Genomic DNA, 12,757 nt, shown 5'->3' on the forward strand with positions numbered 1-12,757 from the left:
ATGTATACAACTTTAGAAAGAGGTGCAATGATTGCACCTCTTCTCAACGTAGGGATACCGAGCGAGCGCTCAGTGTTAAAAAATGAAATGGGGGAAAGAAACATGAGTAAAACAGTTATTTTAAGTGCTGCAAGAACACCAGTTGGAAAATTTGGAGGATCTTTAAAAGATGTAAAAGCGACGGAACTTGGAGGAATTGCAATTAAAGCAGCGCTTGAAAGAGCAAATGTTGCGGCTAGTGATGTTGAAGAAGTTATATTTGGAACGGTTATTCAAGGTGGGCAGGGACAAATTCCATCGCGCCAAGCTGCGAGGGCTGCTGGAATCCCTTGGGAAGTGCAGACGGAAACAGTGAATAAAGTTTGTGCATCAGGGCTTCGTGCGGTTACGTTAGCGGATCAGATTATTCGTACTGGCGATCAATCACTGGTTGTAGCTGGCGGTATGGAGTCGATGAGTAACAGTCCTTACATTTTACGCGGAGCAAGATGGGGATACAGAATGGGCAATAACGAAGTTGTTGATTTAAACGTTGCTGACGGTTTAACATGCGCATTTTCAGGTACACACATGGGCGTTTATGGTGGAGAAGTTGCGAAGGAAGATGGAATTTCTCGCGAAGCGCAAGATGAATGGGCATATCGTAGCCATCAGCGTGCGGTTTCAGCGCATAAAGAAGGGCGTTTTGAAGAGGAAATCGTGCCAGTAACGATTCCGCAAAGAAAAGGCGATCCTATTGTCGTTGCAAAGGATGAGGCGCCACGTGAAGATACAACGATTGAAAAGTTAGCAAAGTTAAAACCTGTATTTGATAAGACAGCGACGGTGACAGCTGGTAATGCGCCGGGACTAAATGATGGTGGTGCCGCACTTGTATTAATGAGCGAAGACAGAGCGAAGCAAGAAGGAAGAAAGCCATTAGCGACAATTTTGGCGCATACAGCAATTGCAGTGGAATCTAAAGATTTCCCAAGAACGCCAGGTTATGCAATTAACGCATTGCTTGAAAAAACAGGCAAGAAAATTGAAGACATCGATTTATTCGAGATTAATGAAGCATTTGCAGCGGTAGCAATTGCAAGTACAGAAATCGCAGGAATTGATCCGGAAAAATTGAATGTAAATGGCGGCGCGGTAGCGATGGGACATCCAATTGGAGCAAGCGGAGCGCGCATTATCGTTACACTAATCCATGCACTTAAGCAGCGCGGCGGCGGAATTGGAATTGCTTCGATTTGTAGCGGTGGCGGTCAAGGGGACGCAGTGATGATTGAAGTTCACTAATTAAAGTTCGAGGGTATAAAATTTATTAACAATTAAGGGGGAAGAAAAAATGGGTGTACAAAACATTGTTGTAATTGGTGCAGGGCAAATGGGGTCAGGAATTGCACAAGTATGTGCAATGGCAGGATATGACGTGAAGGTACAAGATTTAAAGCAAGAGCAATTAGATAGAGGATTGGCTATCATTACGAAAAACTTAGCCCGCCAAGTAGAAAAAGGACGCATGAAGGAAGAAGAGAAGGAAGCGACATTAAATCGTCTTACAGTAACGCTTGATTTAGATTGTGTGAAAGAAGCGGATCTTATTATTGAAGCAGCTGTTGAGAAAATGGATATTAAAAAGAAAATCTTTGCGAATCTAGATGAAATTGCTCCAGAACACGCAATTTTAGCGACGAATACGTCATCTCTGCCAATTACAGAAATTGCAGCGGTAACGAAGCGTCCGGAAAAAGTAATCGGTATGCACTTTATGAATCCAGTTCCAGTTATGAAGCTTGTTGAGATTATTCGTGGTTTGGCTACCGATGATGCGGTATATGAAGCAATTGAAGATATTACGAAAAAAATTGGGAAAGTACCAGTTGAAGTGAATGATTTCCCAGGTTTTGTATCAAACCGCATTTTACTACCGATGATTAACGAAGCAATTTATACGTTATATGAAGGTGTAGCGACGAAAGAAGCAATTGATGAAGTCATGAAGCTTGGTATGAACCATCCGATGGGGCCTTTGACACTCGCTGATTTTATCGGTTTAGATACGTGTTTATACATTATGGAAGTGCTGCATGAAGGATTAGGAGATAGTAAATATCGCCCATGTCCATTATTACGTAAGTATGTGAATGCAGGATGGTTAGGGCGTAAAACAGGTCGTGGATTCTACGTTTACGAATAAATGCCCCCTTTGTTACAACATAGTGGTCTTACCAAATTATTTAAAGGATATATAGCAAATGGAGGCGGAATATATGAACTTTCGTTTTAATGAAGAGCAGCAAATGATGAGGAAAATGGTTCGGGATTTTGCACAGAAGGAAATAGCCCCCTTTGTTCCTAGTATGGAACAAGGGGTGTTCCCGAAAGAGATTTTGCAAAAGATGGGTGAGCTTGGATTAATGGGTATTCCAGCGCCTGCAAAATACGGCGGGGCAGAAATGGACTTTATTTCTTACATTCTAGCAATTGAGGAAATCTCAAAGGTAAGTGCAACAGTTGGTGTAATTTTAGCTGTACATACGTCAGTTGGAATGAATCCGATTTTATATTTCGGAACAGAAGAACAGAAGAAAAAATATGTTTCTAAACTTGCAACCGGGGAATATTTAGGTGCATTTGCTTTAACAGAGCCAAATGCAGGATCAGATGCAGGGAGTTTAAAATCAAGAGCTGTGAAAAAAGGTGATCATTATATTATTAATGGATCGAAAGTGTTTATTACAAATGGTGGTGAAGCAAGTACATACATTGTATTCGCTTCTACAAATCCAGAGGCAGGAAAAAGTGGTATTTCTGCATTTATAGTAGAGAAAGATACATCTGGTTTAATCATTGGAAAAGATGAACATAAGATGGGACTTCTCGGTTCTCGTACAGTACAACTTACTTTTGAAGATATGAAAGTGCCAGCTGAGAATTTACTTGGGGAAGAAGGACAAGGATTCAAGGTGGCGATGGCGAATTTAGATGTTGGGCGAATTGGAATCGGTGCGCAGGCGTTAGGAATTGCTGAAGCGGCGCTTGGCTGTGCAATTGATTATGCAAAAGAAAGGGAGCAATTCGGGAAGCCCATTGCGGCGCAGCAAGGAATTGGCTTCAAGCTTGCAGATATGGCAACAAGTGTCGAGGCAGCAAGGTTACTCGTATATAGAGCGGCATCTCTTAGGGCACAAGGATTACCATGCGGTAAAGAAGCATCTATTGCGAAATTATTTGCTTCTAAGACAGCGGTTGAAGTCGCGATTGAGGCGGTGCAAGTATTTGGTGGTTACGGTTATACGAAAGACTATCCAGTAGAACGATTTTTCCGTGATGCGAAAATCACGCAAATATATGAAGGAACAAGTGAAATACAGAAACTTGTTATTAGCCGTGCTTTATAAAAGGGCGAGGGGGAGACGGAGATGCATTTTAAATTGTCAGAAGAACATGAAATGATAAGAAAAATGGTTCGAGATTTTGCTAAAAATGAAGTGGCACCAACAGCAGCTGAGCGTGATGAAGAAGAGAGATTTGATCGAGAGTTATTTGATCAAATGGCAGAGCTTGGTTTAACTGGTATTCCATGGCCTGAAGAGTACGGCGGAATTGGAAGCGATTACTTAGCGTACGTAATCGCTATTGAAGAATTATCTCGCGTTTGTGCTTCAACAGGTGTAACACTGTCCGCGCATACTTCACTTGCGGGATGGCCAATTTTTAAATTTGGGACGGAAGAGCAAAAGCAAAAGTTTTTACGACCGATGGCTGAAGGGAAGAAAATTGGTGCATATGGCTTAACGGAGCCAGGATCTGGATCGGATGCTGGTGGAATGAAGACAATCGCAAAGAGAGATGGCGATCATTATATTTTAAATGGATCAAAAATTTTCATTACAAATGGCGGTATTGCTGATATTTATGTTGTTTTTGCGCTAACTGATCCTGAATCGAAGCAGCGCGGTACGAGTGCATTTATTGTAGAAAGTGATACACCGGGATTTTCAGTTGGGAAGAAGGAGAGCAAGCTAGGGATTCGCTCTTCACCAACGACTGAAATTATGTTTGAAGATTGCCGTATTCCTGTAGAGAATCTACTTGGAGAAGAGGGGCAAGGGTTTAAAGTTGCGATGCAAACATTAGATGGAGGTCGTAACGGTATTGCGGCGCAAGCTGTTGGTATTGCACAAGGGGCTTTAGATGCTTCTGTAGAATATGCAAGGGAGCGCCATCAATTTGGAAAACCAATTGCGGCGCAGCAAGGGATTGGCTTTAAACTTGCGGATATGGCAACAGATGTAGAAGCGGCACGCCTCTTAACATATCAAGCGGCTTGGCTTGAATCAGAAGGGCTTCCGTATGGAAAAGAATCAGCGATGTCAAAAGTATTTGCAGGAGATACAGCGATGAAGGTGACGACTGAAGCGGTGCAAGTATTTGGTGGTTACGGTTATACGAAAGATTATCCAGTAGAGCGTTATATGCGAGATGCAAAGATTACACAAATATATGAAGGAACACAAGAGATTCAGAGGCTTGTAATTTCTCGTATGTTAACGAAGTAGGAACGAAAGCGTAGGTATTTTCCTACGCTTTTTCCTTCCAAAAAATAATAGAGAGGTGAAGGGAATGGTTAAACATAATGTGCATGCATCGGTGAAAGATGAAAAATTAGTTGCGTTAAGACGTGAACAAATGATTAAAGGTGCGGTGCAACTGTTTAAACAAAAAGGATTTCCGCGTACAACAACGAGAGAGATTGCAAAAGCGGCTGGGTTTAGTATAGGGACACTTTATGAGTACATTCGTACCAAAGATGATGTTTTATATTTAGTTTGTGATAGTATATATGAACATGTAAAAGAAAGATTAGAGGAAGTAGTGTGTACAGAAAAAGGGAGTATAGAAAGTTTAAAGATAGCAATAACGAATTACTTTAAAGTGATGGACGAATTACAGGAAGAAGTATTGATAATGTATCAAGAGGTACGCTTTTTACCGAAAGAATCACTTCCGTATGTATTAGAAAAGGAGTTTCAAATGGTAGGAATGTTCGAGAATATTTTAGAACAGTGTACGGAAAATGGAACATTTACATTAAATAAAAAAGAAATACAGCTTCTTGCGCATAATATTTTTATACAAGGACAGATGTGGGGATTTAGACGCTGGGCGCTGCAAAAACTGTATACGCTCGAAGAATATACAGAAATGCAAATTAGGTATGTATTGCAAGGGGCCCATATGCTTCCGAAATAAGGAACAGACAAATTATAATTTTACTACCCTATAAAAGTTTCCCGTTTTTTTTGTAGCATATTTGTGCGACTTTTGTTTATAATGAATAGTATGGATTTTTTTAAGCAGGCCGTTATATATAAGGTTATATTTGATGAAAGGAAGTGCCGCATAAGTGGATTTTAAGCAATATTCACCAGAAGAGCTAAAAGAATGTTCAATGATTGAAGTTGTACATAGCGTTTTAGGGGATAAAAAACAAGCAACGACATTCAACGAGTTGGTTCAAGAAATCGCTCAAGTGCTGGGACTATCTCAAGAGCAAGTTAATGCGAAAATCGCACAATTTTATACAGACTTAAACATCGATGGACGTTTCATTAATTTAGGAGAAAATCGTTGGGGACTACGCAGCTGGTACCCATATGAGCAAATTGATGAAGAAATCTTGCCTCAACCAAAACCGAAGAAGAAACGTAAAGTTGAAGAAGACGGTTTTGACGACTACATTGAAGAAGACGAAGATGACTTCGACGATGCAGACGTAATTGAAGAAGAAGACGATGTAGAAGATTTGGACAAAGTTCTTGAAGAAGAAGACGGAGATGACGACGATCTTGATGATTTAGACGAAGATGACGACGACTTCGCTGAAGAAGAACTTGAGTATGATGAAACTGAAGAAGAAGAAGAGGAAGAACTGTAGTTCTTGACTTTTCATTATCGTCCATGTAGAATCATTTTTGGGCTCTTTAAAAAAGGACGATAATACTTTTAAAGTGTAAATATAAAAGAAAATTGCTCCCTACTTATTACTTTTTGTGATGAGGGGAGCAATTTTCTTTTTTGTTTTTTGTTTAGAAAATAAAAAGAGTCTAACAATAAGATGGATACAGTGTTATCTACATACGTTGCGCTTTGCAACGGTGATTATATAACAGCAAAATAGAAGGGAGCTTTTTCATGACTAAGTATATTTTTGTAACAGGCGGTGTAGTATCGTCTTTAGGAAAAGGTATTACAGCAGCATCTCTTGGAAGACTTTTAAAAAATCGTGGTTTAAACGTAACGATTCAAAAGTTTGATCCATACATTAACGTAGACCCAGGGACTATGAGCCCATATCAACACGGTGAGGTATTCGTAACAGATGATGGCGCAGAAACTGACTTAGACCTTGGTCACTATGAGCGTTTCATCGACATTAACTTAAACAAATACAGCAACGTAACAACAGGTAAAATTTACTCTTCAGTTCTTCAAAAAGAGCGTCGCGGTGAATATTTAGGAGGAACAGTTCAAGTTATTCCTCACATTACTAACGAAATTAAAGAGCGCGTATATCGTTCTGGCCGTGAAACAAATGCGGATGTTGTTATTACAGAAATCGGTGGAACAGTTGGTGATATCGAGTCTCTACCATTCTTAGAAGCAATCCGTCAAATTAAGAGCGACATCGGTCGTGACAATGTAATGTACATTCACTGTACGTTAATCCCGTACTTAAAAGCAGCGGGTGAAATGAAGACAAAACCAACACAACATAGTGTTAAAGAACTTCGTAGCTTAGGTATTCAGCCAAACATTATCGTTGTTCGTACAGAAATGCCTGTTTCTCAAGATATGAAAGACAAGCTTGCATTATTCTGTGACATTGATACAAAAGCAGTTATCGAAGCTCGCGATGCAGATACTTTATATGCGGTTCCATTATCTCTTCAAGAACAAAACATGGACCAAATCGTTTGTGACCACTTAAAATTAGACAATCCAGCTGCAGATATGACAGAGTGGACTGCGCTAGTTAACAAAGTGCGTAATCTTTCTAAGAAAACAAAAATCGCTCTTGTTGGTAAATATGTAGAACTTCAAGATGCTTATATTTCTGTTGTAGAAGCACTTCGTCATGCTGGTTACTCATTCGATACAGATGTAGAAGTAAAATGGGTAAATGCTGAGCACGTAACAGCAGAAAACGTAAAAGAATTAGTTGGCGATACAGATGGTATCCTTGTACCAGGTGGCTTCGGCGATCGTGGTGTAGAAGGTAAAATCGTTGCGATTCAATATGCTCGTGAAAACAAAGTTCCATTCTTAGGAATTTGCTTAGGTATGCAACTTGCATCAATCGAATTCGCACGTAATGTATTAGGTTTAGAAGGTGCTAACTCTTCTGAAATCAACCCTGACACACCATATGCAATCATCGACTTATTACCAGAACAAAAAGATGTAGAGGACCTAGGTGGTACACTTCGTCTTGGTCTATACCCATGTAAGCTTGCTGAAGAAACCAATGCTTACAATGCTTATAATGAGCCGGTTGTATATGAGCGTCATCGTCATCGTTATGAGTTCAACAACCAGTTCCGTCCGGATATGGAAAAAGAAGGATTTGTATTCTCTGGTACAAGCCCAGACGGCCGTCTAGTTGAAATCATTGAATTAAAAGACCATCCTTGGTTCGTGGCAGCACAGTTCCACCCAGAACTTGTTTCTCGTCCAAACCGTCCACAACCATTGTTCCATGACTTCGTAAGAGCTTCTATTACGAATAAAGAGAGCAAGTAATAAAAAAAGCGCCTGAAATAAGGCGCTTTTTTTAATATTCATTTAACATTTCATCGATTGTGAATTTGATTCCGTGATAAGCAAATAAAGCTACTATTAAACTTGGGAATCCGTAGCGATTACCTTCATCATCTGGAATAAGACCTTTTAACAGTTTTGTATCAATATGTACGTCTGTATATCGTTCGAGTGATTCCGTACCTTCTTGAAGAGCAGAAATGCCGACAATAGAGTGTCCCTCTTCTTGTAGTTTTTTTGCAATTTCTACAACCGCTTCATCTGTTGAAAAACGGCTAATAAGAAGTACACGATCCGCAGAGGTTACTTCTGCTTCTTTACCATTTTCAAATAAGCGTTTTGCTTGCTTCATTGGTTCAGCACCGAATAGTGCCTCGGCAACAACGCCCTCCATTTCATTTGTACCATGTAAATAAATGAAACCATCGCCAACTAGTGCTTGAGCAAGTAAACGAGCGCTATCTTCTATATTCATTTCTTCTTTTTGAGAAACTCTGGAGAAATAACCACTTAATTGAGTTGAAAAAATTTTTAACATAATGTTACTCCCTTCGTACGTGTTTGCCGGCTTTCATTATAGTTTATTTTTTTAGAAAGGTGAAATCGTAGGGTAGCATAACAAAATAGGAAACGGTAAAATAAGAAAGAATAGGAAGGAATTTGCCAAAGAATAGCGAAAATAAATCGTTAAGATATAAGAAGCTTTAAATCTTGTACTTACACAGAAAGGTTGGGAATTATGGAAGGTAAAATTTTAATCGTTGATGATCAATATGGGATTCGTGTGTTATTACATGAAGTGTTCCAAAAAGAAGGTTATCAGACATTCCAAGCAGCAAATGGATTTCAAGCTTTAGATATCGTGAAAAAAGATAATCCAGATTTAGTAGTGTTAGATATGAAAATTCCAGGCATGGATGGTATAGAGATTTTAAAGCATGTAAAAGAAATTGATGAGAGTATTAAAGTAATTTTAATGACTGCTTATGGAGAGCTTGATATGATCCAAGAAGCAAAAGATTTAGGTGCTTTAATGCATTTTGCTAAACCATTTGATATTGATGAAATTCGTCAAGCTGTGAGAAATGAGCTCGCTGTAGAGGCGTAAAAATGAATTTTTTATAAAAAATATGGAAAAAAGCGTTTACATGGACTATTGTGCAGGTGAATACGGTTGAGTTTTTGAGTACAAGTTGTTATCCTATTGAGTGTAGAAAAAAGTCCGGTATGTATATATACATATTTTACCTTATTCTGGTCATACTACCAGCGATAAGAACTTATCGGATACAAAAAACGTTTTTTAGGAGGATTCACCATGCCTTTAGTTTCTATGAAAGAAATGCTAAACAAAGCACTAGAAGGAAAATACGCAGTTGGTCAATTCAACATGAACAACTTAGAGTGGACTCAAGCTATCTTAGCTGCTGCGGAAGAAGAAAAATCTCCTGTAATCCTAGGTGTATCTGAGGGTGCAGCTCGTCATATGACTGGTTTCAAAACAGTTGTAGCTATGGTTAAAGCTTTAATCGAAGAAATGAACATCACTGTTCCTGTAGCGATTCACCTTGATCATGGTTCAAGCTTCGAAAAATGTAAAGAAGCAATCGATGCAGGTTTCACATCTGTAATGATCGACGCTTCTCACCACCCATTCGAAGAAAACGTTGAAACTACTAAACAAGTAGTAGAATACGCACACGCTCGTAACGTATCTGTTGAAGCTGAGCTTGGAACAGTTGGCGGACAAGAAGACGACGTAATCGCTGAAGGCGTAATTTACGCTGACCCAGCAGAGTGTAAGCACCTTGTTGAAGCAACAGGTATCGATTGCCTAGCTCCAGCTTTAGGTTCTGTACACGGTCCTTACAAAGGTGAGCCTAACTTAGGATTCGCTGAAATGGAACAAGTTCGTGACTTCACTGGCGTACCTTTAGTATTACATGGTGGTACTGGTATCCCAACTGCTGATATCGAAAAAGCTATCTCTTTAGGTACTTCAAAAATCAACGTAAACACTGAGAACCAAATCGAGTTTACAAAAGCTGTTCGTGAAGTATTAAACAAAGACCAAGAAGTTTACGATCCTCGTAAATTTATCGGACCTGGCCGCGACGCTATCAAAGCAACTGTTATTGGTAAAATTCGCGAATTCGGTTCTAACGGTAAAGCGTAAGAATAAAATTCCGTTTTGGAAACCGTCTAGTCTTTTAGACGGTTTCCTTTCGTTGTATAATGAAAGCGTGAACAAGTCTAAAGATTTTATCATTTTTGTTTTTAAATAGAAAATAATGTGCATAGTCCTATTAATAAATGTGATAACGTATCTAAATTGATAAAGTGAATTCGATGAATAGTTGATCTTTATCTATTCGTGCTACAGGAGAAATGAAGATAATGGTTTCCTATTTATTGAGTTTTGGGATGGAAAGAGTAATTGAGATTCTTAAGGGGAGCTTTCTATAAAAAGATAGAAAGTAAATACATTCACAAGAAGGGAGCTCAATATGGAAAAATTGCTAATTGAAGGCGGAAGAGCTTTAAATGGAACAATTCGAGTAAGTGGTGCAAAGAACAGTGCCGTTGCATTAATTCCAGCGACAATTTTAGCAGATACTCCAGTAACTATTGGTGGTGTCCCTAATATTTCGGACGTGAAAATGTTAGGAGACTTACTAGAGGAAATTGGAGGGAAAGTAACTTATGGACAGGAGGAGGAGATGGTAGTCGATCCTTCTAACATGGTTGCAATGCCTTTGCCAAATGGAAAAGTGAAAAAATTGCGCGCTTCTTATTATTTAATGGGTGCAATGCTTGGCCGTTTTAAAAAAGCTGTTATTGGGCTTCCGGGTGGATGTCATTTAGGACCGAGGCCGATTGATCAGCATATTAAAGGGTTTGAAGCGCTAGGTGCACATGTTACGAATGAACAAGGTGCCATCTATTTAAGAGCAGATGAGCTACGCGGGGCACGTATTTATTTAGATGTTGTTAGTGTAGGAGCTACGATTAATATTATGCTAGCAGCTGTACGAGCAAAAGGTAGAACTGTTATTGAAAATGCAGCGAAAGAGCCCGAGATTATTGATGTAGCTACATTGTTAACAAGCATGGGGGCACGTATTAAAGGTGCTGGTACAGATGTAATCCGAATAGATGGTGTGGACTCTTTACATGGTTGTCACCATACTATCATCCCAGATCGTATTGAAGCTGGTACGTATATGATTCTAGGAGCTGCATCAGGAGGAGAAGTAACGGTTGATAATGTTATTCCTCAGCATTTAGAATCAGTTACTGCAAAGCTAAGAGAAGCTGGTGTTCAAGTTGAAACGAACGATGATCAAATTACGGTGAACGGTAATAGAAAGTTAAAAGTAGTTGATATCAAAACGCTTGTATATCCAGGTTTTCCAACGGATTTACAACAGCCGTTTACGACGCTTTTAACAAAGGCGCACGGGACGGGAGTTGTAACAGATACAATTTACGGTGCCCGTTTCAAACACATTGATGAATTACGTCGTATGAATGCTCAAATTAAAGTAGAGGGTCGTTCGGCAATTGTAACTGGTCCTGTGTTACTGCAAGGTGCAAAAGTGAAGGCGAGTGATTTACGAGCAGGAGCGGCACTTGTTATTGCAGGTTTAATGGCAGATGGAATTACAGAAGTAACAGGACTTGAGCATATTGATCGAGGTTATGAGAATATAGTGGACAAGCTTAAAGGGCTTGGAGCAAACATTTGGCGAGAACAAATGACAAAGCAAGAAATTGAAGAAATGAAGAACGCATAAGTGATACTTCCGCAAGGGGGAAGCGAAGCATCACTACTTGCGGAAGTACACTTTATAGAAAAACACGGTTCACAAAATACGGCAGAAATATAAAGACTTAAAGGAGAGGGATTATCGTGGAAAGAAGTTTATCTATGGAGTTAGTACGTGTAACAGAGGCTGCAGCTTTATCATCAGCGCGTTGGATGGGGCGCGGGAAAAAGGATGAGGCAGACGGTGCAGCAACATCAGCTATGCGTGATGTATTTGATACAATTCCGATGAAGGGTACAGTTGTAATTGGTGAAGGTGAGATGGATGAAGCACCAATGCTATATATCGGAGAGAAATTGGGTACAGGATATGGACCACGTGTAGACGTTGCGGTTGATCCTTTAGAAGGGACAAACATCGTAGCAGCTGGTGGCTGGAATGCTCTTGCTGTTATTGCAATTGCAGACCACGGTAATTTGTTACATGCCCCTGACATGTACATGGATAAAATCGCGGTTGGCCCGGAAGCAGTTGGGGCGGTCGATATTGATGCGCCTATTATTGATAACTTACGTGCAGTTGCGAAAGCGAAAAATAAAGATATTGAAGATGTTGTAGCGACAGTTTTAAATCGTCCACGTCATCAAGAAATTATCGAAGAAATTCGTAAAGCTGGTGCTCGCATTAAATTGATTAATGATGGAGATGTAGCTGGAGCGATTAATACAGCGTTTGATCGTACAGGTGTAGATATTTTATTTGGATCTGGTGGAGCACCTGAAGGTGTATTAGCAGCAGTTGCTTTAAAATGTTTAGGTGGAGAAATTCACGGAAAACTATTGCCACAAAACGAAGCTGAATTAGCACGTTGTAAAAAAATGGGCATAGAAGACATTAATCGTATCCTTCGTATGGAGGACTTAGTAAAAGGTGACGATGCAATCTTTGCAGCAACAGGCGTAACAGATGGAGAACTATTACGCGGTGTTCAATTTAAAGGTAGCGTAGGAACAACGCAATCCCTTGTTATGCGCGCAAAATCAGGCACAGTTCGCTTCGTAGATGGTCGTCATAGCTTAAATAAAAAACCGAACTTAGTTATTAAATAAAAAGTGCAAGCGGCTCGTTCAGAATCGCAGGGCATTGGAGCTCTCGACCTTGAAGCGCTCTTTGCT

At 39.8% G+C, this 12,757-nt stretch carries 12 protein-coding genes; 11 read left to right on the forward strand and 1 reads right to left on the reverse strand.

From position 1 onward, the window contains the following. The 7 genes from ACTFRY_RS23870 to pyrG all read left to right on the forward strand — a co-directional run bounded on the left by ACTFRY_RS23870 (position 1) and on the right by pyrG (position 7,794). Positions 1–1,284 (forward strand): acetyl-CoA C-acetyltransferase, encoded by a 1,284-nt coding sequence (locus ACTFRY_RS23870; RefSeq protein WP_002001542.1) that lies wholly within the window; start codon positions 1–3, stop codon positions 1,282–1,284. Between the two features lie 49 nt (positions 1,285–1,333). Beyond that, positions 1,334–2,185: a 3-hydroxybutyryl-CoA dehydrogenase gene (locus ACTFRY_RS23875; protein WP_000538874.1), complete on the forward strand. Its 852-nt coding sequence runs from the start codon at positions 1,334–1,336 to the stop codon at positions 2,183–2,185. Positions 2,186–2,258: 73 nt separating this feature from the next. Then, positions 2,259–3,389: an acyl-CoA dehydrogenase gene (locus ACTFRY_RS23880; protein ID WP_001011181.1), complete on the forward strand. Its 1,131-nt coding sequence runs from the start codon at positions 2,259–2,261 to the stop codon at positions 3,387–3,389. A gap of 21 nt (positions 3,390–3,410) precedes the next feature. Continuing rightward, positions 3,411–4,550, forward strand: a complete 1,140-nt coding sequence (gene acdA / locus ACTFRY_RS23885) for an acyl-CoA dehydrogenase AcdA (RefSeq protein ID WP_000545543.1) — start codon at positions 3,411–3,413, stop codon at positions 4,548–4,550. A 64-nt stretch (positions 4,551–4,614) separates the two neighbouring features. Continuing rightward, a complete protein-coding gene (locus ACTFRY_RS23890) occupies positions 4,615–5,244 on the forward strand; it encodes a TetR/AcrR family transcriptional regulator (protein WP_000238599.1) in 630 nt (209 codons plus the stop codon). Between the two features lie 154 nt (positions 5,245–5,398). Next, on the forward strand, positions 5,399–5,929 hold the full coding sequence (gene rpoE / locus ACTFRY_RS23895) for a DNA-directed RNA polymerase subunit delta (RefSeq protein WP_000346277.1): 531 nt from the start codon (positions 5,399–5,401) through the stop codon (positions 5,927–5,929). 257 nt (positions 5,930–6,186) lie between these two features. Beyond that, positions 6,187–7,794: a CTP synthase gene (gene pyrG / locus ACTFRY_RS23900; protein WP_000170460.1), complete on the forward strand. Its 1,608-nt coding sequence runs from the start codon at positions 6,187–6,189 to the stop codon at positions 7,792–7,794. Between the two features lie 31 nt (positions 7,795–7,825). Here pyrG and ACTFRY_RS23905 read toward each other — a convergent pair whose 3' ends face one another. Then, entirely contained in the window at positions 7,826–8,350 is a 525-nt protein-coding gene (locus ACTFRY_RS23905) for a DUF2529 domain-containing protein (RefSeq protein ID WP_000912402.1), read from the reverse strand. Between the two features lie 201 nt (positions 8,351–8,551). Here ACTFRY_RS23905 and spo0F point away from each other — a divergent pair, with 201 nt between their 5' ends. The 4 genes from spo0F to glpX all read left to right on the forward strand — a co-directional run bounded on the left by spo0F (position 8,552) and on the right by glpX (position 12,691). After that, positions 8,552–8,920 carry a sporulation initiation phosphotransferase Spo0F gene (gene spo0F, locus ACTFRY_RS23910; RefSeq protein ID WP_000398594.1) on the forward strand — a complete coding sequence of 123 codons (369 nt, stop codon included), beginning with the start codon at positions 8,552–8,554 and terminating at the stop codon, positions 8,918–8,920. Between the two features lie 210 nt (positions 8,921–9,130). Then, the gene (locus ACTFRY_RS23915) at positions 9,131–9,988 is read left to right on the forward strand and encodes a class II fructose-bisphosphate aldolase (protein WP_001131855.1); all 858 of its coding nucleotides are present in this window, start codon (positions 9,131–9,133) and stop codon (positions 9,986–9,988) included. A 331-nt stretch (positions 9,989–10,319) separates the two neighbouring features. After that, positions 10,320–11,609, forward strand: a complete 1,290-nt coding sequence (gene murA, locus ACTFRY_RS23920; RefSeq protein WP_000413254.1) for a UDP-N-acetylglucosamine 1-carboxyvinyltransferase — start codon at positions 10,320–10,322, stop codon at positions 11,607–11,609. A gap of 116 nt (positions 11,610–11,725) precedes the next feature. After that, entirely contained in the window at positions 11,726–12,691 is a 966-nt protein-coding gene (gene glpX, locus ACTFRY_RS23925) for a class II fructose-bisphosphatase (RefSeq protein ID WP_000442340.1), read from the forward strand. Positions 12,692–12,757 lie beyond the last annotated feature (66 nt).

The organism is Bacillus cereus group sp. MYBK195-1 (assembly GCF_051916605.1).
In the GTDB taxonomy this organism is placed as follows: Bacteria; Bacillota; Bacilli; order Bacillales; family Bacillaceae_G; genus Bacillus_A; species Bacillus_A cereus.